Source organism: Pantoea sp. AS-PWVM4, from assembly GCF_000468095.1.
GTDB lineage: Bacteria > Pseudomonadota > Gammaproteobacteria > Enterobacterales > Enterobacteriaceae > Pantoea > Pantoea phytobeneficialis.
This window is the reverse complement of sequence record NZ_ASZC01000028.1, coordinates 15,311-38,561: the sequence shown is the minus strand read 5'-3', so window position 1 is coordinate 38,561 and position 23,251 is coordinate 15,311. Positions and strand designations below refer to the sequence as shown.

General features: G+C 49.1%; 21 protein-coding genes. 12 read left to right on the top strand and 9 right to left on the bottom strand.

The genetic code is table 11. The features are described 5' to 3' along the window. Positions 1-138 precede the first annotated feature (138 nt). On the bottom strand, positions 139-753 hold the full coding sequence (locus tag L579_RS24245) for a hypothetical protein (protein ID WP_235056633.1): 615 nt from the start codon (positions 751-753) through the stop codon (positions 139-141). Positions 754-1,499: 746 nt separating this feature from the next. Here L579_RS24245 and L579_RS21450 point away from each other — a divergent pair. The 3 genes from L579_RS21450 to L579_RS23470 all read left to right on the top strand — a co-directional run bounded on the left by L579_RS21450 (position 1,500) and on the right by L579_RS23470 (position 3,126). Continuing rightward, entirely contained in the window at positions 1,500-2,003 is a 504-nt protein-coding gene (locus L579_RS21450; RefSeq protein WP_036627896.1) for a DUF2569 family protein, read from the top strand. Between the two features lie 176 nt (positions 2,004-2,179). Then, positions 2,180-2,668: a hypothetical protein gene (locus tag L579_RS21445; protein ID WP_036627892.1), complete on the top strand. Its 489-nt coding sequence runs from the start codon at positions 2,180-2,182 to the stop codon at positions 2,666-2,668. A 125-nt stretch (positions 2,669-2,793) separates the two neighbouring features. Continuing rightward, positions 2,794-3,126 carry a hypothetical protein gene (locus tag L579_RS23470; protein WP_071783611.1) on the top strand — a complete coding sequence of 111 codons (333 nt, stop codon included), beginning with the start codon at positions 2,794-2,796 and terminating at the stop codon, positions 3,124-3,126. A gap of 41 nt (positions 3,127-3,167) precedes the next feature. On the opposite strand, the gene L579_RS21440 is transcribed toward L579_RS23470, so the two are convergent. Then, a complete protein-coding gene (locus tag L579_RS21440; protein ID WP_021186243.1) occupies positions 3,168-4,040 on the bottom strand; it encodes a LysR family transcriptional regulator in 873 nt (290 codons plus the stop codon). Positions 4,041-4,236: 196 nt separating this feature from the next. On the opposite strand from L579_RS21440, the gene L579_RS21435 reads away from it, so the two are divergent. The 3 genes from L579_RS21435 to L579_RS21425 are packed head-to-tail and all read left to right on the top strand — an operon-like array spanning position 4,237 to position 6,576. Then, a complete protein-coding gene (locus L579_RS21435) occupies positions 4,237-5,217 on the top strand; it encodes an MBL fold metallo-hydrolase (RefSeq protein WP_036627889.1) in 981 nt (326 codons plus the stop codon). A gap of 37 nt (positions 5,218-5,254) precedes the next feature. After that, the gene (locus L579_RS21430) at positions 5,255-6,112 is read left to right on the top strand and encodes an alpha/beta fold hydrolase (RefSeq protein ID WP_021186240.1); all 858 of its coding nucleotides are present in this window, start codon (positions 5,255-5,257) and stop codon (positions 6,110-6,112) included. Between the two features lie 47 nt (positions 6,113-6,159). Further along, positions 6,160-6,576 (top strand): MarR family winged helix-turn-helix transcriptional regulator, encoded by a 417-nt coding sequence (locus tag L579_RS21425; RefSeq protein WP_036627887.1) that lies wholly within the window; start codon positions 6,160-6,162, stop codon positions 6,574-6,576. Here the strand turns inward: L579_RS21425 and L579_RS21420 are convergent. The 4 genes from L579_RS21420 to L579_RS21405 all read right to left on the bottom strand — a co-directional run bounded on the left by L579_RS21420 (position 6,573) and on the right by L579_RS21405 (position 9,039). After that, the gene (locus L579_RS21420) at positions 6,573-6,983 is read right to left on the bottom strand and encodes an ester cyclase (RefSeq protein ID WP_021186238.1); all 411 of its coding nucleotides are present in this window, start codon (positions 6,981-6,983) and stop codon (positions 6,573-6,575) included. The genes L579_RS21425 and L579_RS21420 overlap by 4 nt on opposite strands. A gap of 312 nt (positions 6,984-7,295) precedes the next feature. Further along, positions 7,296-7,685, bottom strand: a complete 390-nt coding sequence (locus tag L579_RS21415; protein WP_021186237.1) for a hypothetical protein — start codon at positions 7,683-7,685, stop codon at positions 7,296-7,298. Positions 7,686-7,831: 146 nt separating this feature from the next. Then, entirely contained in the window at positions 7,832-8,254 is a 423-nt protein-coding gene (locus tag L579_RS21410; RefSeq protein ID WP_021186236.1) for an Rrf2 family transcriptional regulator, read from the bottom strand. 104 nt (positions 8,255-8,358) lie between these two features. Then, positions 8,359-9,039 carry an O-methyltransferase gene (locus L579_RS21405; protein WP_021186235.1) on the bottom strand — a complete coding sequence of 227 codons (681 nt, stop codon included), beginning with the start codon at positions 9,037-9,039 and terminating at the stop codon, positions 8,359-8,361. A gap of 142 nt (positions 9,040-9,181) precedes the next feature. On the opposite strand from L579_RS21405, the gene L579_RS21400 reads away from it, so the two are divergent. The 5 genes from L579_RS21400 to L579_RS24240 all read left to right on the top strand — a co-directional run bounded on the left by L579_RS21400 (position 9,182) and on the right by L579_RS24240 (position 17,817). Then, positions 9,182-9,883, top strand: a complete 702-nt coding sequence (locus L579_RS21400; protein ID WP_021186234.1) for an NADPH-dependent F420 reductase — start codon at positions 9,182-9,184, stop codon at positions 9,881-9,883. A gap of 102 nt (positions 9,884-9,985) precedes the next feature. Beyond that, positions 9,986-11,155, top strand: a complete 1,170-nt coding sequence (avs1a, locus tag L579_RS21395; protein ID WP_021186233.1) for an AVAST type 1 anti-phage system MBL fold metallo-hydrolase Avs1a — start codon at positions 9,986-9,988, stop codon at positions 11,153-11,155. After that, positions 11,140-16,932, top strand: coding sequence for an AVAST type 1 anti-phage system protease Avs1b (avs1b, locus tag L579_RS21390; RefSeq protein WP_021186232.1), 5,793 nt, complete (start codon positions 11,140-11,142; stop codon positions 16,930-16,932). Before avs1a ends, avs1b begins: the two co-directional genes overlap by 16 nt. Then, positions 16,892-17,218 carry an AVAST type 1 anti-phage system protein Avs1c gene (avs1c, locus tag L579_RS21385; RefSeq protein ID WP_152521919.1) on the top strand — a complete coding sequence of 109 codons (327 nt, stop codon included), beginning with the start codon at positions 16,892-16,894 and terminating at the stop codon, positions 17,216-17,218. The genes avs1b and avs1c overlap by 41 nt, the downstream gene beginning before the upstream one ends. Before the next feature lie 392 nt (positions 17,219-17,610). Next, positions 17,611-17,817, top strand: coding sequence for a hypothetical protein (locus tag L579_RS24240; protein ID WP_021186230.1), 207 nt, complete (start codon positions 17,611-17,613; stop codon positions 17,815-17,817). 3 nt (positions 17,818-17,820) lie between these two features. Here the strand turns inward: L579_RS24240 and L579_RS21375 are convergent, their stop codons facing one another. The 3 genes from L579_RS21375 to L579_RS21365 are packed head-to-tail and all read right to left on the bottom strand — an operon-like array spanning position 17,821 to position 21,439. Further along, on the bottom strand, positions 17,821-19,401 hold the full coding sequence (locus tag L579_RS21375; RefSeq protein ID WP_021186229.1) for a hypothetical protein: 1,581 nt from the start codon (positions 19,399-19,401) through the stop codon (positions 17,821-17,823). Beyond that, positions 19,398-20,204 (bottom strand): nucleotidyltransferase domain-containing protein, encoded by an 807-nt coding sequence (locus tag L579_RS21370; protein WP_021186228.1) that lies wholly within the window; start codon positions 20,202-20,204, stop codon positions 19,398-19,400. Before L579_RS21370 ends, L579_RS21375 begins: the two co-directional genes overlap by 4 nt. Positions 20,205-20,215: 11 nt before the next feature. Next, the gene (locus tag L579_RS21365; protein WP_021186227.1) at positions 20,216-21,439 is read right to left on the bottom strand and encodes an RtcB family protein; all 1,224 of its coding nucleotides are present in this window, start codon (positions 21,437-21,439) and stop codon (positions 20,216-20,218) included. A 186-nt stretch (positions 21,440-21,625) separates the two neighbouring features. Between L579_RS21365 and rtcR the strand changes: the two genes are divergently transcribed. Next, a complete protein-coding gene (gene rtcR, locus L579_RS21360) occupies positions 21,626-23,194 on the top strand; it encodes an RNA repair transcriptional activator RtcR (RefSeq protein WP_021186226.1) in 1,569 nt (522 codons plus the stop codon). The last annotated feature ends 57 nt before the right edge of the window (positions 23,195-23,251 follow it).

The window sequence follows — 23,251 nt, the reverse complement described above, 5'->3', positions numbered from 1 at the left end:
TCTCGGGCGGTGAAACAGTTTACTGAATATCTTGGTTACCGAACCACATAACTTTTTCAACACGGCGCTTGCCGGACGGCAGAATGAAATGGTCTGGCACAACGCATGAACGCGCCTGGCATGGAGCGAGACAGAGTATTATCCCTGCTTTTCTAAATCGGCTAATGCATACTTACCTCGCTCGGCGACGGAGGGCGATCTGTCGGATGCCAATATCTTTGCCAATTTGCATGCCTCCTCGCCAAGATTTTTTGACTCCCTGATTAGCATTTCACCGGCGATGCGTCGAACCATTGGAGAGCGATCAGCTGCTGCCATTTTTAAGTTTTCAAGAAAAGGCCTGGTTGGGGAAATCTTGCGTTCATTCAAAACCGGAGTGAGGCGTTGTATTCCATATACTTTGTCTATCCACTGCCATGCCATGCCTTCAACCCAAACAATCTTCCCTTCAAACTGGCAACGATATGCTTTTGCTCGCAGGGAGGGTTGAACTGATAACTCAGCAATTTCGCCCAGAAAAGAGTCTAACGCTTCGCTACGTCCTGCCTGAGAGAATATGGTAGCAACAGGTCCTGAAGGGGATGTTATCAGCCGTTTTTTCAGTTCTTCGGCTATTTTCTCCAATGTCACCATTTTCATCAGAATATCTTTTTCTGTACTCCCCGTTCTTCCCCATGAATCCCAATAGGGAAATGTAATGAATAAGACATCTATGATGATTTCCGGATCTGTTAACTCAGCGATTAACAGCAACCTGTCACATGCCGCAGCCCTTACCTGAGGAACCCAGTCATTTAGCCGTCGTATTGCCAACGCGAACACGAAACTGTTTGGTGCGCCGCCTGTTAATGTCCGTAATGCTCTCTCCCGTTTGAAACCATCAGCATTGCATACATCCAGCCAGGAAAGAGAACCAAATTGCTGGTTTTTTTCATCGCCATTTTGCTTTGCAGATGCCTGTGCCGATGCGTAAATTGTCCAGCGGATAAGACGCTCCCACTCATCTAATTATTTTAGCGGAAGTTTCGACGTTGCGGCAATAAATACGGTGATGTCGGGTCTGATTCTCTGATAAAAGCTATTAAAACTTAATGATTTTTTTATAGAAGAAATAACTTCCTGTTGAAGACTGTCCTCAAGTGTCATGACATAACTCCCTCTATAAAAATTTATGATAGCTTTTATTTATCAATAATGTTGTGTTAACACAAGGATGAATTTCATTAATCCACATGCTATTTGCCAACATACGAGCTTCACCCAGGGTACTGGAACATAATCGGCAAGAGGAGCGAAAAATTTAGCACAATGCGCTGCCAGAAGGTGACGAGTATCTGAGCGCCTTCGGCAAGATGATTACCGACACTGTGAATATTCACCTTAACTCAAATTTATTCTGATATTATCATTGTTGCATGCATTACTTTCGATGCGGTTGCGCCCACGACACTGATCGCATAATATAATAATAACGATATAAATATTTCTAAGGTCCATATATGGAATGGGGATGCACAAAGTGTGGGGTGGAAATACCTCAGGACAGAGAGTTTTGCGATGAATGTGAAGAAAAGCATTTCAGGAAAATTGGCGGATTTCTGTTTTTACCCCTCATAGGATTGATCGTTACTGCTGCTTCTTATCTGTTTGTAATGACAGATGCGTTTAAATTTTTGACAGAAAATTATGCGCAATTGAATGCAAATGCAAAAATATTCTTCATACTCTCCATTGCTATTTATATCGGGGAGTTCTTGTTCTCAGTCACCGTTCTTTCGTTTTTTTTAAAGAAGAAAAAGCTGTTGCCAAAGCTTTTCATTTTCTTTTTGATATCAGTCGTGGCGACGATGTCACTGAATGTCTATATGCTTTACCGGTTAATTCCCGGCGCTAAAATTGGATATAATGAGCTCGTTCCTGTTTTTAGAAATGTGATAACGGCTCTTATCTGGATTCCATACTTCATCACATCAGTTCGTGTAAAAAGAACTTTTACCCGTTAGGAAGCCACATTGACGGTTTCCTGTTGCTGATTAGTAAACATACAGTGCCCCTCAATAATCAAAACGGAGCGGCACAATGCAATTCAGGTGCCTGAAGTGACTGGTGCTCACGGGTGGTTAAAGTTAGATGATTTTTTGCCGATGTAACATGGATATCTGTTCACGGAAGAAAGCCCATGAGAAATTTTCTAACAGCATTGATTCTATTCGCTATCGTTCCATTATCGTATGGCCAGGAGAATCTCCAGTATGAAAACATTAAGCCATATGTGATTGGCTTTCTTGAAAAGGTAGCAAGCTCCTCGGAAAGTTGCTCTTTATTCAAAGATCTTGTTGCAAAAGACATTTCAAATGAACGAAATAAGAAAATGATGTTAGGGTTTTGCGATAGTGATATTGATTTCTCTAAGCCAATATCATTCTCTCAGATAAGCACTCATCGCTTTGAGGGTGCGGATTATGTGTGCGGAATCATTTCTGGCCGAACAAAAATCAACCGAAAAATAGGTGTCAGGTTTATCTCTTCAGAGCCCTACCACCTGATATTGAACGTTAAATACTCACGTCGCCCCATTGCATACACAATTGATGATAGGTTCCTGGTTGATGAGTATCGCTTGCAGATTAGGTCATTTAATGAGATGAACGAAAAATATTGTCAGTGAATGGTAATTATGAAATTCTTAGATTTGCTGATGAAATTTAAAATGGGAAAATTTCCCGCTGATGATGTCGGTTTAAATCGCGGTTGTGTTTTTTATTCAAGTATATGAATTTCTGTGGGGAGAGCATGAGCGTATCTATTTATTATTCAGCTAAAAGAAATTCACCCATTACAACGGCTGAAAATGTCAGTCTCTTGGCCATTACAGACATGTTTAACCAAGGGTTTCCTTATAAAAATGAAGGTGAAACGCTATCATTTTACCGGAAGCCATCAGAAGAATACATACTTGAGGGGGCAACCAAACTTCCTTATTGTGATGAAACGATAATAGTTGAGTCGGTTATTTACTGGCTGAAAGCTCTTACTCATTTAACATCTGCATTACCAACGGCAGTTTGGGAAGTACAAATTGATGATTGCCCTGCTTCATGGGTAGATGATCATTGGGAAATGTAAGTGGGGGATCCCAAATTACATGTGACTTCATGTCCGAACAGTTATGTGAGGTGCTGTTCCAGCGCTTCGACAAACATTCTCACCTTTAAGGGAACAAGCCGGGAAGTTGGATAAACGGCCCAGATACCTAACGGTTCCGGCCTGGCATCTTCAAGTACTACTTCCTGGATCACGCCTGCCTCAATAAAGGGTTCGACGTACCATTGGGAGAGGTTGGCGATGCCAAGGCCGCCCGCACAGGCTTCGTATATGGCTTCAACCGAGTTAGCTGAAAAGCGCCCAGACACCTTCTGCCTGAAATTCTTCTCACCACCCAGGAAGGCCCAATGCGATGTGCCGATAGTGGGCAGGCAATGATGAGCAATCAGATCAGTGACTGACCTTGGTGAACCATATGCGCTCAGGTAAGCCGCTGACGCGCAAAGCACGCGCGGGTTATCAGCCAGTCGTCGCGCGACCAATCGATTATCGCGCAGTGGAGCGATGCGTATCGCAACATCAATCCCTTTGCCAACAATATCCACCTGTTCATCAGTGGTAACTAAATCGACACGTAATGAGGGATGTTGAAGCATAAATGTGGGAAGCATCGGTGCTACAACCTTTCTGCCAAATGCTGCCGATGCCGTTATCCGTAGATGTCCCGTAAGGGCACTCCCTGCCGGTCGAAGATCGGCCAACGCGTTGGCTCTTCCCTCCAGTAAAGACAGTGCGTGGGGGTAAAATGTCTCGCCGTCGCTGGTGAGTGAGAGTGCCCGCGTGGTGCGGTGCACCAGCCTTACATTGAGCTCCGTTTCGAGGTTGTTCAGGCTTCTGGACGCCCCCATTGAACTCAGTGAGAGCCGTCGGGCAGCGCCTGCGAGGCTGCCAATTTGCACGGCTTCGACAAAGACCTCAATGTCCTCAAGCTTCATTATCTCGTTTTCCGTTATATTGCCGTAACAGATTCCACCTCTACACTATTTTTCGTGATAGCGCCATAGTTTACCTCAATTCATGCCCACCTCTCCTGGAGGGAGATGGCCATCCTGTCCCGTGTCGTCTGATTGTTCGCTGCGTAACGCAGTCGATCAGCGCACTGATGCTGAAATTTATAGAATGGAGGTTCTCATGAAAGGTTTTGCAAAGGTTCTGGGTATTGCAGGCATGGCTTTTGTTGCTCATGCCGTGGCCAATGCGCCTGACCAGATCCGCCAACAGGTTCCTGGGTACTACCGTCTGGCGGTGGGGGATTACGAGGTCACTGCTTTGTTTGACGGCTACAATGACCTGTCCCCAGGCTTGTTGCAAGGGCTGTCTGCGGAAAAGGTTCGTGCGCTTCTTGCACGCCAGGCAATTGGTCCGGACAGGATGCCAACGACATTTAATGCATTCCTGATTAACACCGGGAAGCACCTGGTGATGGTTGATAGTGGCGCCGGGCAGTGTGTGCCGCAGACGGCCGGGCAGTTGGTGCCTAACATTCAGGCCTCTGGCTACCAGCCAGCGCAGGTCGACACTATCTTCCTGACTCACCTGCATTTGGATCATGTTTGTGGTCTGGTTGATGCATCCGGAAAAGCGCTGTTCCCCAATGCGACGGTTTACGTGTCCCAGGCGGAAGCCAATTACTGGCTGGACCCGCAGAAGAAAGCCTCTGCGCCAGAGCGTGCCAGAGAATATTTCGATATTGCTCAACATTCTCTTGCTCCTTACAAAGCCAGTGGGCACCTGAAGACCTTTGTTCCGCCGGCATCGCCAATCCCGGAAGTCAAGGCCTCTTACGCTGTTGGTCATACGCCTGGAAGTGCTGTTTATCGATTTACGTCCAGGGGTGCCGCAATCACATTTATCGGCGACTTAATCCATAACGCCGCAGTGCAGTTTGATCATCCCGATGTTGCCATTCGTTTTGATGTCGATCCTGAAAAGGCGACAGAGTCACGCGAAAAGGAATTCTCAAAGTTGGCATCAGATGGCGAATGGTTGGCTGCCGCTCACTTACCATTCCCTGGTATCGGTCATGTCACGCAGGAAGGTAAGAAATTCAATTGGGCACCCGCTCTGTATGGCCCCTATAAACGCGCGGATGACGTTCCTTTGCTGAAGTGAAGTTAAATATCAATGTGTTCAACCAAAAGGGTGAGTTATGAAAAGCTATACAGTTCAGGCCAATGGTATTCGGCAATTTGTTGTTGAGGAAGGGGAGGGAGCACCTGTTATTCTGCTGCATGGATTCCCGGAAACAAACTATGCGTGGCGGCATCAAATTCCGGTCTTATCTAAACAATTTCGCGTGATTGCACCTGATCTTCGCGGTTACGGTGAGACGGATAAACCAGCATCTGGCTACGATAAGCGCAACATGGCGCTTGATATTCGCGAGTTGATGCGAGAACTCGACATCCATAAAGTTGCCCTGGTTGGTCATGACCGTGGTGCGCGCGTGGCGACCCGCTTTGCCAAGGATTACCCGGAGCTTGTTGATCGCCTGGTAGTGATGGATAACGTTCCAACTCGCATTGTTGCGCGTGATCTGAATGCTTCGATTGCCAAAGCGTACTGGTTCTTCCTGTTCCACCTGGTTCCTGATCTCCCGGAGGCGCTTATCGCCGGTCGTGAACACATCTGGTTGCGTCACTTCTTCTCCGACTGGACTTATGATCCTTCTACCATCAGTGGAGAAGCGTTTGATACCTATGTGAAGTCTTATCAGGCGCCTGGTGCTGTCCGTGGAGCTATGGCGGATTATCGGGCCAACGCACAGGATATTGCGCAAGACCTCGAAGACGCAGAGATCAAAATTGCCTGCCCGGTGATGTCATTGTGGGGAGCGGATTTTCATGCGGTCGGAAAACTGTTTGACATGGCAAGTGTCTGGTCTGAAATGGCCGATGACGTGCAGGCCATCGCCATTGAACAGTGTGGGCATTTGCCCCAGGAGGAGCAGCCTGAAAAAGTAAATCAACTGCTGATGAATTTCTTAAGCAGCTGGCGCTCCGTCTGACGGTATCTTGTATACTGTGGTGCTTTCATGTTGCAGGAACCGTCACTTTGTCAAACGAAACTCAAATGCTGGCTGATGAATTACGCCACGTTGTCAGCGCTTTCGTGCGCCATGTACGCGTGGCAACGGCTACTGTACGCACTTCGCAGCATGAAACGCTGGAGTTGCTCAATACGCATAAGGAACTTTCCATTGCAGACCTTGCGCGTCTGCGTGGCGTAAAACATCAAAGCATGCGGTTGGTGATCAATGAACTGGAACAGCAAGGTTTGATCGAGCGGCAAAGAAGCCCGCAGGATGCGCGTGCGCAGCTGATTGTCTTGAGTGAAAGTGCATGCCTGTTGCTGGCATCTGCCCGCAGGCAACGTACCGAGTGGATAGCTGCACAGATCGCCAACAAGCTCGATGAGGCCGGGCGTGCCGACCTGCAAAAAGGGCTGGCTGCTCTGCATAAGTTGCTTTAAATCTGCCTGAGTTGGCTCACTACCTGTATTAATGTATTCAATCCCCAATGCTCAACGTATTTGTCCTCTTCAATACGCACCATATCAATCACGGTGATAGTCACGTTTTGGCCTGTAGCCGGAACACCCAATAGCTCCCCCTGGTGCACGCCCGTCAGGGTTTTCCGTGTCGTGACCCAGTCACGTTCCGCAATTTGATCTTCAATGTTGACCTGCAAGTCAGCCAGCGCTGGCCGAAGTATCAACTCAAAGGTGCGCCAAAGGCTTTCGCGATCATTAGCTGCGCCAGAGGGAGCAGAACGGTTAATGAAATTCTCAGCCACCAACTCGTCAAAACTCTGGCGATTTCCTTCGACAATCACCTGTTGATTGAAGCGTTGTACGACGATTTTGTTCTGTTCTGACATCGGTGCCCCTTAAATATATACAGTTAGACTGTATATATTTAAGGGGATATTGTGGGATTGGGATAGGTAAGTTGTGCGGTGAGCAGCCCGGAAAGTCAGAAGGGTCCCATGAGGGCACACTCACAACAGTGGATATGTACTCACTCGAACAAGGCCCACGAAGGAGCCGTTTTGCAGGCTTCAAATGACTCTCTCGACCATTATTAAAATGTTTCATCCGCGATTAGAAAAAATGATGAGAGGCGATGGCAGGGAAGGTTAATTACAGGTGGGTTAGATTCACACTGGATGAACATAACCCACCAGGGTTTTCTATTTGTTGTTGCTCATTGTTTCCTTAAGTTCTTTTTCCTTCATCTTCTTTGCCATTGCATTAATAAAGCTGCGAAACATCAGTCCATTAGTAAAAGTTGTCAGTGTGATGGTGAAAAAAGTACTAATAACCAGATCGATAAAAATATTACCGCTACGGATAATGACCGGACGATAAATGATCACGCCAGCCAGTACGACCCAGTGGCTCATACAATAAAAACAATGAAACAAATAGCCGGTCATATGACCAATTTTATTGGCCAGGTTTCGCACCGGCACAAAGAGTTCTGTCTGGGTGATGGTAAAAGAGATGCTGGCGGCAGCGAAGCTGAGGACGATACATGTCCACAATGACTGGATCGCGGGTAATACAATAACCTGTTGCACAGAGGCTCCTGTGATTTGTCTAACTCATGTAACAACAAAAGATACGATCACTTTTGTGCAAGATCAACACGACGATTCTGTGGTCATAAAAATTAAAGCATTTATGGCTAAATGGCTGTGACAGGATCTGTGAACAGTTAAATGGGTTAGGTATTGTTTTCTTTGAACTTATTACACAAATGACTGAGGGTGATTTCGCTTAAACGTTCCATTAACAATGACTCAGCCTGTTTTAACGCAACATCTAATTCATCATTAACGGTATTTTCTATCAGGCAGTGAGGATTATCCCTGTTGATGCCAAGGTTGTAGAGATGGGTTATTCCCACCGCTTTGTAGATATCCCGCAAAGTCACCTGGGTAGGGTCGCAACTTAATGACCAGCCACCATTGTGTCCTTTTTCGGAGCGGACATAACCGGCTTCTCGTAAACCTGCCATCGTTCTGCGTACCAGCGCGGCATTGGTGTCCAGCATCTCAGCCAGTTGTTGGGAGGTGTAGATTCCTGAATCACAGGCCAGATGAACCAGTACGTGTAAAACTCGCGATAATCGTGTGTCGCTTCTCAAGTGCCCTCCCGCCTACCAGGATATTCAGTATCGTGTTGGATCATAACGTAATACATCATGATACTGAACTCCAGGAAGCGGGATGCTACTGAGATGAAACGTTATTAAGTATTAACCAGCGCCATGACAAAGCCATCCCATCCTTTCTCACCGACAGTCTGAATTGCCGTTGCTTCCAGTCGGTCGTCTTCTGCGATCATCTGTATAAAGTCTCTCAATCCTTGCACGTTCGGGTCATGATTCTCGGGATCAATGACCCCTCCGCCACGCACCACATTATCCCCGACAATAACCGTTCCTTGCCGCGACAATTTTATTGCCCATGCGAGATAACGAGGGTTATTCACTTTATCCGCATCGATAAAAATAAGGTCAAAGGGCGGGCTAAGCCCAGGTAATACATCAAGGGCCGCTCCGGTAAGAAGCTCGACGCGTGCTGTCAACCCGGCATTAGCGATGTTTTGGCGCGCAACGTCGGCATGATGCGGATTAAATTCTATGGTCGTCACGATCCCGTTATGCGGTAACGCTTTCGCCATCCAAATCGTGCTGTAGCCGCCAAGTGTACCAATTTCAAGAACGCGAACAGCACGAGTCATTTTGACCAGAAGCGCCAGCATCTTGCCCTGCAAGGCGGATACATCGATAGCGGGTAAGCCATGATTTGCGTTATTCGTGAGGGTATGTTTCAGGTCTGGTTGCTCAGAAACAAGCTTTTCAGCCAACCAGGTATCGACTTGTGACCATTTTGCGGCGTCGCTGGAAGGATAATCAGGGGTTCGCATAGTCGGTCTTATCTCCTTGAAGGGTTTTTTATCAGAAGTGTAGTCGCCGTTGGGAGGTTGCTCATCCACACCAATCCTGTCTTTCTCAGCTACTCTTTGTGACTTGAGTCACAAAAATGCATTGGGTAACAGGAGAAAAACCATGTTGAACATCGCGAAAGCATTTTGCCTGTCTTGCTGTTTTATTTTATGTGCCAGCGCCAGCGTGATGGCAGAAACTCTGCCACGTATCGGCATTATCGGTGCCGGATCGATGGGTGGGACGCTTGGGCGGTTGTGGGTTAAGGCGGGCTACCCGGTCTTTTTTTCTTCCCGGCACCCGCAGGAATTGCAGCCTTTAATCGCCTCTCTCGGGCCGCTGGCAAAGGGGGGTACACCCCAGCAGGCCGCTGAATTCGGAGAGGTGGTTGTGATGGCAGTCCCTTACGGTGCGCTGCCCGCTCTGGGAAAAACCCTGAAGGAAGCGCTGAAGGACAAAGTGGTGCTGGACGTTGCCAACCCCTATCCGCAAAGAGACGGTGATGTTGCCACCCAGGCATTACAGGTTGGGAGTGGTGTCTACAGTGCCCGTCTGTTTCCGCAGGCACGCGTTGTCCGCGGATTTAATTCAATCGCCGCATCCAGTCTCTCATCCAATGCACATCGTACAGGCGACGCTCTGGCCGTGCCTCTGGCAGGGGATGACAGGAAGGCACTGGATACCGTGATACAATTAACCAAAGCTGCTGGTTTTGCCCCTGTAGTGGTGGGCGATTTGAGCAAAGCCTCGCTGTTTGAGCCTGGGGGAGTCTTGTTTTTGCAAACGATGACGGTGGAAAAACTAAAACAGACGATGAGCCAATAACATGATTTCAAGTAAAAGCTTGCTTATGAAACGGGTGAACATACCCGCCCGTTTACGTTATCCTGACACTCTTTCTGAAACGTCAATCAGGAATATCTCACTTTGGCAGCAATTAAAATGTTTCCGGCTCAGGATGGCGATGCGTTCCTGGTAATTAACGAAAAGACAAAGAACGCTGTACTTATTGATGGGGGCCATGACGACACTTACCGACATCATATCGCCCCTGCTTTACTGTTATTGCATGAAGAGGGTTACCGCCTTGAACTGGTTGTTGTCACCCATATTGATGCTGACCATATCGGTGGGCTGATATCATTTTTCGAAGAAAATGGCCATTCTTCTTCACCTTCCGTCATCCCTGTTGGTTCCGTTTGGCACAATAGTCTTCGCGCGATGACTGCCCCCCCTGACGCTGGATCCGACATTGATATCGCTTCATTGACTCAGGCTATAAAACGTATTAATTCATCCAGGTCGCGGAAAGGTAAGGGACCAACTGAAATTAGTGCGAAGCAGGGGAGTTCATTGGCCGCTCAATTGCTTGCCGGGGGCTATCACTGGAACGAAGGTCATGGCTATCAATGTATAAGTACCGCTCATCAACCCCCACTCACTGCGGAAGGTATTCGCGCGCAGTTGCTTAGCCCTCATCCGGATCGAATCAGTGCGATTTGTAAGTGGTGGCGCAAGCAGTTGGCATCACTGGGTTTTGACTCGCAGGGGGCTGCCGGAGCCGCTTTTGACGATGCTTTTGAGTTTCTTTGCGCATACGAATCCTTACAACCCAAGACGCCACAGCTCATCAGTCAAAAAATGCCTTCACTGGAGCAGGACTACACCCGCGATAATTCGCCAACCAATGGAAGTTCTCTTGCTTTTGTACTCGAACTTGATGGAAAGCGAATCATGATGTTGGGCGATGCGTGGGCAGAGGAAGTGGTAACGACTCTGGAAGAGATAACTCAGGACCTGCCGGAACACTTCGATGCCATAAAGATTTCTCATCATGGAAGTATTCGAAATACCAGCCCAAAGCTACTTGGGATGATTGATGCGCCCATTTATATGATCTCAACCGATGGACAAAAGCATCAGAAGCATCCTGATATTGCTGTTTTGCAGGCCATTGTGGACAGACCGGCATCTTATGAAAGAACACTTTATTTTAATTACGCAACTGAAGCATCAACTCTACTTAAGCAATATAAATCAAAGAGTGGGGCTCAGTTTAGTGTCGTTGAAGGAGCAAATGAATGGATATCGCTGTGAAGACTTATGCTCTGACAGAAAGTGATATAAGAGATGCCTGCGTTATTGTTAGCTGCACGGAAGATGAAGGTTCAGGGTTTCTGGTCACCGAAAATCATGTTATCACAGCGGCGCACTGCGTCGGGAATGATGCTTCAGCTACAGACATCACTGTGACTTTCAATCACACGAAGAATGCAATCAGTTTAGCCGCGACAATTGTGGATATCGATGTCGCTTCTGATTCATGCCTGTTGAGACTCAATGAGCCAGTAAATATTGCTCCCATTGCACTGAACCTGGAAACGCAGCGAGAAGGGACTCACTGGATTGCTTATGGTTATCCGGCTTCCCGAGGAGGTATTCGCCATTATCTGCATGGAACAATCGCACAAAATTTACCTGGTCTGAAGCTAGGTATCGACATGGATCTGTCAGTTGATGCCGCCTGCGTACTCGATGAATATTCGGGTGTTTCGGGTTCGGCTGTTGTTGTAGAAAACCAGTGCATTGCTCTGGCTCGCATCAGCCTGGATGGCACGCTGGGCGCAGTCAGTATGGACAAAGTCGCTGGGTTGCTGATTCGTAATGGCATTCTTTCTGATAGTAAACCAGAGGCTCCTCATTTGACAGAGGATATGCACGCTGAGCGTGGCGGATTTCATCACGTATTCGAGACGTTCCTACTCAAGCATTGCGGTGGTGCGGTGCTTCTTCAAGGAAGTCCGGGTACGGGAAAGACGACATTCTGTCGGCGTTATGCTCCTGTCAGCAATACTCTCGCCGTTGCGGGCCTGTATGAATTTACTGCAAAAGATGGAGCCGGTCCTGCATTCAAGATCCAGCCAGAGATCTTTGTCGATTGGCTGGCAAATGTTGTTTCAATGCAGATATCCGGTCAGTCGTCACGCCGGGGAGAAAATGGGAGCACCGATCTCACCCGGAAAGTAGCTTCTTTGCTTGACCAATACTCTGAGTACTGGAAACAAAACGGCAAAAAGGGCGTATTGTTCATTGATGCAATCAATGAGGCCTTGGTACTGGGATCTGAAGTCGTTTCGAAGTTCATTGCACTTTTGCCCGCTCGTATACCAGAAAATCTTATTTTAGTTTTCACTGCGCCATCTTTCCCTGTTGTTGGGGGGATCCTGAGCTCATGGATTTCTCCCAACCAGGCAATGACACTGGCACTACTGGATGACAGCGATGTTTTGGAAATCTCTTCCAGAGCACTTGCCAGCCAGTCCCCCACGCTGGCGACATTACGGAAGATATGTGTCAAAGCGAAAGGTCACCCGTTGTATCTTCGCTACATTCTTGAATACCTTAAGGCATTTCCGGAAGACAATGATCTGGAAGCATTTCCTGTCTTCAGCGGCAGTATTGAAACCTATTACGAAAAGCTCTGGCTTGGGCTGGTGGATGATGAACATACTGTAAATCTGCTCGGCATTCTGTCCCGGCTGCGCTGGAAAATTGACGTCAAAGCGCTGGTGCCTTTACTGAACAGTCAGGAACAGGCGGCGCTTGTCAAAACGCTGGCACGCATTCGTCATTTGCTGATGGAAGAGGGATTTACTGAGCTATGCCATCTTTCTTTTGGCGAATTTTTGAAAAACAAAACAACGCTACTGGATACGAAAATTCATGGGCGCCTGGCCGACTTTTGTCTACAGGGAGAAAGTGCTTACTGCGTCATCAACCGCATACACCATCTGCTTCTCGCTGGTTCTGAACGCCACCACCAGGCTGCTGCGCTTTGCCAGCAATTATGGGCCGACGATTGTGTGCGGCTGAGTGCCAAACCGGAAATGCTCATTTATGACATTCGCCAGACGCTAGCCTGTTCTCTCTCATCAGGCCTGGCTGTCGATACGATTCGCCTGCTGCTGCTATATCAGCGCATTTCGTTCCGTCATAACTTTCTTTTCCTACAGTCTGCTTATTTGTCGGGTGCTGCATTAATAGCGTTAGGACGCGCAGATGAAGCCCTTGAGCAACTTATGCCTTCCCGTCATTTGGTTGTTGACTCAATTGATACGACATTGAGTGCAATCAACTTTGAATGTGCAGGATTCCCGGAGCAGGGATTGGCTCTGCTTGAGCGATTAAAGGAAATCGTTGATGAGGAATTCGAACGCCGTGATATGGATCTCAGGGAATTCATTGTGATTGCTACTGCCTGGATTCGGGCTGAGTCATTGGCAGGAATCATTGATAAAACCGGACGGGTTAAAAGCGTTGTAAACTATATTTTTCATACTGCCAGGGAGGTTCGGGCAAGTATTGATGAAGCGGTGGTGAGCAATGAAGATCTTGCCCGGTACTTATTCCCGCTTTATTCTGAGCTAGAAGGCGTTAATATTGTTTTTAATGATAAAGTTACAACATTAAAAGCGATCGAGAAGGCGAATAATGGCCTTCCTGATAATATGCTGGAGTTAGTCCTGAGAACCCTGTTATGCGTCCAGGATAATATTGAGCAATTCAGGTTACCCCTCCCCCTGAATGCCTTAAAACAGGCTTTTGTCGATTTAGACGTGCTTCTTAACGAGAATTCCTCTTGTTCTGAAACTACCCGATTTAATGCCATTAATAACCTGATTTTCTTCAATGCCCCCTGCAACCTGGTTGATCGTATAGCCGATATTTTCCAGGTTGTTGCTCCCGCTGACATCGAACTGACAGAACAAGATGAGGTTTTTTCAGACGCGACATACCTTATCAGCCAGGGGCAGCAATGGCGAATAGCCGCATATCTGGATAAAGATTTGCCTTCCCCTGAGGTTTTTAGCGCTGAAAATGGCTGGGAAAAATGTCTTAAAAGTATCGCGGCCGCCGTGTTCTGGTGTGGTGGTCGGGCTCGCAGGGCAAAGGCAGAAAATGACAGCAAGACAAGTGCAGAAGTTATCAGGATTGTACGAGAGCAAATTTTACCCGCCTTGTCGTTCACCCTGCTCGAGAGAATCGACTGGAGCAGGGCCTGGGCAATACCAGAACAAGTAGTCCCGCTGTTTTACGATGAACTACTCGCGACCTTTGTTGTTTGTTGGCCTGAAGAGGTCAATATTCTCACTGATTTTGTCATGTCGCGCACAGAAGAGCAGTGCGGGCTTTATTCTGAAGGCTACCGGCGCGTTCTTGAGGGGCAGGTCAGAGGGTTATCGGTGATTCATGCTTCTCCCTTGTACTCAGACATGGCATTCGCCTTTCTGGAGATATTGCACAAATTTGTCTCCGCTTATGTAGAAAATCGTCAGGAGTTAGTGCCTGCATTGTTGAGGATTATTCCAGAATATGTGCGGTTAGACGCCAGACAACTGGCAGAAAAAACCTATGAGGAACTGTTAAGTATATCGATGGGACCAACCTGGTATAAAGAAGATCAATTCTCGCTAATGCTTGATATGCTGGGTGCTTTCCCCGTTGCAGATTACAGTGATCAAGCAATTCAGCAAGTCGCGAAATATCTGGAGCATGCATCGGGAGAATTAACTTTCGGCCAGTATATCCTTTATGAAAAGTCGCAGCTTGCAGGGGAACTCATCAGACAAGGAAAGTATGAACAGGCATTTGCGTATTATCGCTGGCAGGTTTCGGCCAGCCCCAGAGAAATGCTGGAGCAACTCAGTCGGCCGTATGCAGATAGCCCATTACCTTTAAAAGGAATGCGATTTCCGGGAGGTGCGTTAGATGAAGTTCATGCCGTTGTCCGTATCGTTGCAACACTCGCCGATGCGGTGGAGTGGCGACTTCGCTGGGCGATGCTTGAGATAGTCTGTTTTGATGATCCAGCAAAACTTGCCTCATCATTTGCCGATCTGGTGAATGAAATGCCCCAGGATGCTGCTGATGTCGCTGAAGCAGCTGAACGGATATATAGAATTGTCCACGGTGATGTTCCTGCCGAAACGCAAACTAAATTTGTTCAGAATTTCTGTAGTCGAATCGAAGATCAGCACAGTGAATATTTCCTGGATATGTTCAGCGCATTTCAGGAAGAGCAGCAGTCTTTACCGGAAAACACTCCAGAAAGATCACAGTCTGAGATTAACAATGTTGCCATCCAGCCAGGAACCATAGGGAAACTCTCTGCGGTTCAGGAAGCACAGCAACATATCGAAAAGGCAGAGAAAGCGCTGGCACGCAGGAACGACAAGCGTGCGAGTGACATTGCGATTGAAAGTCTGCAGATATTGCAGGATGGGGAATGGTCAGTCTGGGGGAATGCTTCTTTGCATCCTTTTGCGACGCGTCAATATATTCTCAAAGATGCTAAGGGCGCGGGGGAGATCTTCCGTCGCTATCAACCCCTGATACTCAATGAACGTCATACTGCGGCATGGAAGATGGCGTCTTATTTGATTGATACCGCGGCTCCCTTTTTTACCCCAGAGGAAATGCATGCCATTACCCAGATTGTTTTGGAGCATAACCGTATTCTGCTGGGGAATGTCGATGTGGATAATGTTCATTTTGGTCATCTTGATGGTCCTGCTGAGTCTGACGCCACCGAAGAAACCCTTCGTTTTCTATTTTGGCAGCTTGAACATCCGTTGAATATTCGGAGAGATCGCGCATTGGATGCCGTGAAATGGCTGGCATTGAAAGACGACAGCATCATGAAACAGTGTGTAGAAAATGCTCTGACGTCCAATGAGGCTCTTCAGGCCGAAGCGTTGATGGCATTAACAGACTGGATGTCCCGGCAAAACCCCCAGCGTATCTGGGGCAGTATAGGCGGAAGAGGGGATATTGCGGATCTTCTCCAGGAAACCAAGGTACTCAGCCAGGTTCTGTTGTTAAAGCGTCTTGCGGAAAGGGCTGGCGCTTCATGTGCGGCAGAAATTACTGCATTCACCGGCAGCAGGACGACGTTATCTTTAAATATACAATCTGGCGAGCTCGCTCCTGATTCATCCCCTTTACCCTTATGGGCGCAGCCAGTCCGGCCCCTGTTATTAAGTCTGCAATCCCAGGGATTAGATATCTCAACACTTTTGTCGGCTCTGGCACAACGATTGCCTGAGCGGTATGAACTTGATGACATAATGACGGCGTATGAGTTGGAGCTTCTGTTGGTACGCGGATTTTCTGTCAATAAAGTGATGAAAAGCGATCGCTGGAGCGGCATGTTGTGCTTTGAGTTAAACAGGTTATTACATGAAAATGCCTGTGAGCTGAGATACCAGGAATGGGAGCCACGCCTGCGGACCTGGAATGTTGCGTCAGAAGAAGCTGTTGAACATAGCAGCGTTTGTGAGCGCGCATTGAACATCATCGATCTGATTAATGACCAGAAATATCAGGCAGCAGCCGAAACGGATGGGGAGTACATTGTCAGTTATATTGATGAGTTTGAAATGCCACATGAAGGCAAAACGGTCATGCTTGAGATAATTGCAGTGATGACATCCGAAGATGACAACCATAAGGCTAATTTTCCAGAGAAGGAAGGCTGCTTTAGCGCCACCAGAGAACCAGATAACAACCTTTCCCTCAATTACCCTCTTATATGCCAACGTGTTTTGTCTGAAGACGTGCTCCTTGGTGGCTGCACACCGGCATTGGTTTCGCCGGCGTTCATGGAACGAGTCGGTGCGAACCCGTCTGATTTTACGCGTCGGCAGTGGCGTAGTGGCAGATCGATGCATAAAAACAGATGGGGGCAACCGCTGACCAGAGGGAGCATGTTGACGATGAATAAAAGGTTGAAATTCCCTGCTGGCTTAGGATTGGCATGGCAGGTCAAAATTGATGGAACGATTTGCCTTTTCTTCCAAGCGCGGAGAGGATAAAACGATGATATTTAGTGCAATGGAGACTCCTCAAACTCGTGCCGAGTATGAGAAGCGGTGTTTTTATTTTTTGCATCAGAGAAGCACTGGGAAAAGTAAAAGAAGGGTGGGTGAGGGTGCTCGCGAGGAGATTCCATTTCTGCCTAACGGTCGCATCGACCTGGCGAATATTGATCAACTGACCCGTTTATCCATTAACACCACATTCCACTTTCATACCCACAAAGACGAGTTACTTTGGGGTGATGAGGACGGCGATATTCAGCCAGACTCTGACCAACGATGAGATTCCCGGTATGTCCGTTGAGCACAGCTAAGGTGTATGGGCATACCGCGCATAATTCTGAATCGTTGATCAAATGCTTGCTGACACTCAATGAAATGTTCATCTTTTTGACAGAGAGGATGAGCTAAAATGAAGACAGTGAGTCAAACCTCACGATTTGTGTTTCCACTCTTGGTGCTTCTACGGCATAATCCGCCCCCGCCGAGTCAGTGGTCCCCCCAGGGCCTTGACGTCACTGAGGTTTATGTATGACAGATATTCAGCAGCTGATACTTGCTGCCAGGCCCCTGATCCCTTTCAGACGCATCCATGACGCACAGGCATTTCTGAGCTTGTGGCCGCTTGAGGATCAATTTGCGCTTATCAGTGCGCTTTGCATTGGGCGTGATCACATGGGTGCCAACGTTATTCGGGCTGGCTATGTTTCTGATGATCAGTCATTCGATCGCTTTCTGCACATCGGCAGCACCGGAATCTGGCTGATTCCTCCAGCAGATTTTGCCGGTATGCTGTGTGAAGCAGGCGCATCGCTGGAGGAGTGGTTTACGACTTTTGAACATTGCGCCACGGTGTCTGGTTACGATCTGAGCGAGTTCTGAGCCTTAATCTACCGCGGAAAGAGTCAACAGCCGAGCTTGTACCTCTTCATGCGGTTCCCGTTCTGCGCATTCCGTCAGGTAATCACGATGCTCCGACAGTACTGGCGCTGGCCATGCTTCCAGAGCATTAAGCGCCATCTGACGGTTTCTGATCACCGGGCTTTGTAGTGCGGCCTCCAGTAAAGGCCACCCCATTGACGGGAAGCGCTTCAACTCCTGGACGACAGCGTCAAGTTTAGAATGCATCTTCCAGTTTGGACCCACACCGCTGCGTAGAGCAGGACCCGAGGCGATCGCTGGCAGGTCAAACTGAGCCTGTGCCAGGGTACACACCTGCTGTGCCTGAGCAGCATCCTCGGTCTGCATCAGTTGATACCAGTTATCTTCTGCGGAATCCTTACACTGGCGTTCAAAGAGGGAAGGCCACGGATCCTGTTTGCGCTCCCGGCTGACCTGAATCGCCAGGTAATAGACATAACCTTCACCGCTGGCGAGGATCTGAGGGATAAGGTCGTCCCACAGCGACATCGCCTGGACCTGCTTACTCTTTTCAGCCAGGTGTTGTGCAGTGGCAGGGGAGAGCGATGTTTCACTCTCTACCCATGTCCCAATATGCCGGGCAGTTAAAAAATGCAGTGGGTGAGAGGGCTTACAAGCCAACACCTTCTCCAGATAGCGCTGACAGCTCAGGGGCGCATCATCGTAAACCGAGATGCCCGGAACCGGACCTTCTATGAGCATGGCATAAAGCATCTCAGCGGCACCCATCAGCAACGCGTCGTCATGTTCTGTTTCGAGTGCAGCCAGCAACCCACCGCGTACTGCGCAGTTAACGGCGGTGTATTCATTCATCACGGAGTTGGAGAACCCCTCGCGCAGTAACCAGCGACGAAGTTCATCATCCATCTGTTCCGGCATGCGCTCCATCAAATGGATACGCCCCCAGCCATTGACGCGCAGCGCCATGCCATACCACACAGGTGCATATTCTTCCGGTTCCAGCATCGCTCGCAACGCGACCACCGCGTAAAGCGTGAATTCATCATGACGAGCCAGTACCTGAAGAATCTCCACGGTGCGTTGCTGTGGGAAGTACGCCATCAGTGCCATAGCAAACTTCACCACGTTACGATCCGGACTGGCGGTGGCGAGCCAGACCACCAGCTTACAGAGCGCTTCTGCCCGCAGGTTTTGAGACTGCGGAATCGCGCTCAGCAGCTCGTCAATGTAGTGCACGGGCGAGCCCTGATTAATCAGTTGATAGAGCGCCTGTATGGCCTTCGTGTCAGGCTTTTTCTGCACCTGATGCAGGGCAGACAGAATCTCCGAGGCATCCGGGCCGTCATTACCCACGCCAAAGTGATAAATCATGGTGCCTTCCAGCGCACCTGGTGCCCAGCAAATCTCATCGGAATCACTCATCGGCTGGTTGGCAAGCACCCCGGCGTCAGCAGGCACCGGTTCGGCCTGCGCATAGCTTTCAGCAAGACATGCGTAGATCGACGGTTGCTGATCGTCCCAAACAACAGGGAAGGTCATTTCCGTGTTTTTACCCAATAAACGATCAAACCAGCTTTTCATCATTCGTTTTCCACATTCATGACGGTTTCAAACAACAACCGGTCCAGCAGCGCATCAGCAGACTTATCATGTGCAGCGGGCAGGAGGATTTCGTCGCGAGTCAGCTCCGCTTCGATAAACGCATGTAGCACTTCACGGCGCGAACCATACTGTGCCTCGCCTGAACGCTGTTTTATGGTCAGCAGTTCTTCGATGTCGCGCAATAATCGGGTGTCGGATACCGTTCCACGCACCAGTTGATCGAAACGCATCGGTGGTGCACCGTTTCTTTCCTCTATCCAACGCACAGCCAGCAGCGGGCGTAGCACGTAAAAATATTTCTTCAGTCGCACCTCTTCCTCCTGCAAATACTGGCGGAAGTTTTTGGCTGCCATCGCCTTGTAGTGCCAGCGGGCACGATCCGCCGAAAAAAAACGGCCACTCAGGGTGTTAAGGCGTGCCATGACGTTGCTTTCCTGCCGATAAACGACGGGTGAGTCCAGCCAGTCGATCAGTGTCGGGTTAGCCCGTTTCAGCAGCCCCAGTGCTTTGCGCCACTCCCAGCCGCAGACATCCAGCTCGTCATCGATGGGTTTTTCGATGACATCACGCGAGGCTTCCACCCGCAAATACCACTCAGGCTTGTGTACATAGAGAAAACGCACGTCATAATCGCTGTCTGGCGAGGCAAATCCCCAGCCCCGACTGCCAGACTCGCAGGCAAACAGCACGCGTACGTCGTGTTCCGCCTCGATTTCCTTCAGCACGCCACGGACGCGTTCACGCATGGCCTCATCAACGCCATGCAGTCCGGTTTTTATCTCCATTGTGTTCTCCTTTATCCTTTAACGCAGATGACCTGGCGCAGCGTGTGCACGATTTCCACCAGCGACGATTGCGCGGCCATCACGGCATCTATGTCTTTATAGGCCATCGGTGTTTCATCAATCACGTTAGTGTCCTTGCGACATTCCACATGGGCGGTCGCACGGATATGGTCATCAATGGTGAAACGATTTTTGGCTGCGGTACGGCTCATGGTGCGGCCCGCACCGTGGCTGCACGAGCAGAAACTTTCTTCATTGCCGAGTCCGCGCACGATAAAGCTTTTGGCACCCATCGAACCCGGGATGATGCCCATTTGTCCCTTCTGTGCCGATACGGCCCCCTTACGCGTCACCAGAATCTGCTCACCAAAATGCTGCTCCTGTTGTACGTAGTTGTGGTGGCAGTTGACGGCTTCCTGATGGGTAGCAAATGGCTTGGTAATACAGGCCGCCAAGGCTGCTAACACGCGATTCATCATCACTTCCCGGTTGTGATGCGCGTAATCCTGCGCCCAGCTCACCCCCGCAAGATAATCGTCATAATGCTGGCTGCCTTCGCTGAAGTAAGCGAGATCCCGGTCCGGGAGATTAGCCAGATGCTGCTGCATATCTTGCTGAGCCAGTTTGATAAACAGCGTGCCGATGGCGTTCCCTACGCCACGCGAACCACTGTGCAGCATCACCCATACGCGTTCACTCTGGTCAAGACAGATCTCGATGAAGTGATTACCCGTCCCCAGTGTCCCCAGGTGCTGGTGGTTATTGGTTTTCAGGAGCTGTGGATACTTGTCCGTGAGCTTTCTGAAACGCGGTGCAAGTTGCGCCCAATGGGCGTTTACGTCATCGGGAGTATCCTGCCAGGCACCTTTATCACGCTTACCCCGTCCGGTGACCCGACCATGCGGCACGGCCTGTTCAATGGCATTGCGCAGTCCTTGCAGGTTATCCGGCAAATCGCCCGCCATCAGCGAAGTGCGTACGGCGATCATGCCGCAGCCAATATCCACGCCTACTGCCGCCGGAATGATGGCGCCGCGTGTCGGAATGACGCTACCAATCGTCGAACCCTTACCCAGATGTACATCGGGCATTACCGCCATATGTTTAAAAATAAATGGCATGCTGGCCGTTTTCAGCAGTTGCATTTTCGCTTCTGGCTCGACAGGTACGCCCTGCGTCCACATTTTTATCGGTACGCCTGCGGCGGGGTGAATAATGTCAAATTGAGGTTTCATGCTTGTTCTCTTTTTTGTTTGCGTCGTTTTGTAATTGCGAACGGCGTGCCAAAACAAAGCATATCGATAAAAAATTAATAACCATATGATAAATAACATTAAAAAGTAAACCCTCGACACGAGGGATAGTCAGCAGGTCAGTAATTATTTATATTTAAAAATAGAATTTATCTTACAGGATAAGAAATGAAGCGCAGGGTGGTGATTGGTGTTTTGGGGACTCAGCTGGACAGACGGGGTAAGCGTCAGAATCGCTGGACGAAATGGCGTCCCAGCGTTGCGCTGTGCCAGCATGAAGATTTGCCGATTGATCGGTTTGAGCTGCTTCATCAACCGCGTAATCGCGGCATGGCCGATCAGCTTGCGGAGGATATCGCGCAGATATCACCCCAGACGCAGGTGGTTCCTCACGCCGTCAGTCTGAATGATCCCTGGGACTTCGAAGAGGTCTACAGCGCATTTCTGGATTTCGTCAGCCGTTATCCTTTCGATACAGAAAATGAAGAGTATCTGGTGCACATCACTACAGGGACGCACGTCGCGCAGATCTGCTGGTTTTTGCTGACAGAAGCCCGTTATCTGCCCGCCACTCTTCTTCAGACCGGGCCGGGGCCGCAGGATGAAACCACACCAAAGGGGATCTATTCGATTATCGATCTGGATCTCAGCCGCTACGCTACCTTAACCAGCCGTTTCCAGCGCGAGCAGGCAAATTCGGTATCTTTCCTGAAATCTGGCATTGAAACACGCAACCCCACCTTTAACGCATTGATTGAGCAAATTGAACGTGTTGCGCAGCGTTCGGATGCCCCCATGCTGCTGACTGGCCCCACCGGTGCCGGGAAGTCGTTTCTTGCCGAGCGAATTTATCAACTGCGCCAGTCACGCCATCAGATAAAAGGAAAGTTTGTGGCGGTTAACTGCGCCACACTCCGTGGTGATAATGCCATGTCGACGTTGTTTGGCCATGTCAAAGGGGCCTTTACCGGTGCGCTGACTGCCCGCAGTGGGTTACTCCGCGAAGCAGATGGCGGCATTCTTTTTCTGGATGAGATAGCTGAACTGGGACTGGATGAGCAGGCCATGCTGCTGCGTGCCATCGAAGAGAAAAGTTTCTTTCCTTTCGGTGCCGATCGTGAAGTCAGCAGTGATTTTCAGCTCATTGCGGGTACGCACAGGGATATGCCGCGCTGGGTGAGTGAGGGACGTTTCAGGGAGGACTTATACGCACGTATCAACATGTGGACGTTCCGCTTACCCGGACTGGCAGAACGGCGCGAAGATATTGAACCTAACGTTGAATATGAACTGCACCGTTACGGGCGTCAGCATCAACAACAGGTGCGCTTTGATAAGGAAGCGCGTGAACGCTATCTGCATTTCGCTTATTCCGCCAAGGCCAGCTGGAGAGGGAATTTTCGTGAGCTGGGAGCCAGTGTTGCGCGCATGGCGACGCTGGCTGAGAACGGGCGCATTAATCTTGCGCTGGTGGATGAAGAGATTACCCGGCTGCTGGGGGCATGGCAGACAGAGCAGGGCGGAACCACGGAGTTTCCGCTCAATCAGGAAATCGATATTTTCGACCAAAAGCAGCTTGAGGCGGTGATTGATGTTTGTCGCACTTCGGCATCGTTGTCGGATGCCGGACGCAGGCTGTTTGCCGTATCACGACAACAAAAAAAACAACCCAACGATGCGGATCGTTTGCGTAAATATCTGCTGCGCTTCGATCTGAAGTGGGAGGATGTGCATTAGGGAATTTGTCACACCATAAGCTGGTAAACAAAAAGGTTTTGATATACAAGAAAGGGA

Excerpts from the sequence above, each read along its gene's own strand:
- L579_RS21445 (WP_036627892.1), top strand. The coding sequence starts at position 2,180 with ATGAGAAATTTTCTAACAGCATTGATTCTATTCGCTATCGTTCCATTA.
- L579_RS21370 (WP_021186228.1), bottom strand. The coding sequence starts at position 20,204 with ATGGAGATAAAAACCGGACTGCATGGCGTTGATGAGGCCATGCGTGAA.
- L579_RS21405 (WP_021186235.1), bottom strand. The coding sequence starts at position 9,039 with ATGCGAACCCCTGATTATCCTTCCAGCGACGCCGCAAAATGGTCACAA.
- L579_RS21365 (WP_021186227.1), bottom strand. The coding sequence starts at position 21,439 with ATGAAACCTCAATTTGACATTATTCACCCCGCCGCAGGCGTACCGATA.
- L579_RS21420 (WP_021186238.1), bottom strand. The coding sequence starts at position 6,983 with ATGTCAGAACAGAACAAAATCGTCGTACAACGCTTCAATCAACAGGTG.
- L579_RS24240 (WP_021186230.1), top strand. The coding sequence starts at position 17,611 with ATGGGTGCCAACGTTATTCGGGCTGGCTATGTTTCTGATGATCAGTCA.
- L579_RS21430 (WP_021186240.1), top strand. The coding sequence starts at position 5,255 with ATGAAAAGCTATACAGTTCAGGCCAATGGTATTCGGCAATTTGTTGTT.
- rtcR (WP_021186226.1), top strand. The coding sequence starts at position 21,626 with ATGAAGCGCAGGGTGGTGATTGGTGTTTTGGGGACTCAGCTGGACAGA.
- L579_RS21375 (WP_021186229.1), bottom strand. The coding sequence starts at position 19,401 with ATGATGAAAAGCTGGTTTGATCGTTTATTGGGTAAAAACACGGAAATG.
- avs1b (WP_021186232.1), top strand. The coding sequence starts at position 11,140 with ATGGATATCGCTGTGAAGACTTATGCTCTGACAGAAAGTGATATAAGA.
- L579_RS21400 (WP_021186234.1), top strand. The coding sequence starts at position 9,182 with ATGTTGAACATCGCGAAAGCATTTTGCCTGTCTTGCTGTTTTATTTTA.
- L579_RS21450 (WP_036627896.1), top strand. The coding sequence starts at position 1,500 with ATGGAATGGGGATGCACAAAGTGTGGGGTGGAAATACCTCAGGACAGA.
- L579_RS21435 (WP_036627889.1), top strand. The coding sequence starts at position 4,237 with ATGAAAGGTTTTGCAAAGGTTCTGGGTATTGCAGGCATGGCTTTTGTT.
- L579_RS23470 (WP_071783611.1), top strand. The coding sequence starts at position 2,794 with ATGAGCGTATCTATTTATTATTCAGCTAAAAGAAATTCACCCATTACA.
- avs1c (WP_152521919.1), top strand. The coding sequence starts at position 16,892 with ATGGAACGATTTGCCTTTTCTTCCAAGCGCGGAGAGGATAAAACGATG.
- L579_RS21440 (WP_021186243.1), bottom strand. The coding sequence starts at position 4,040 with ATGAAGCTTGAGGACATTGAGGTCTTTGTCGAAGCCGTGCAAATTGGC.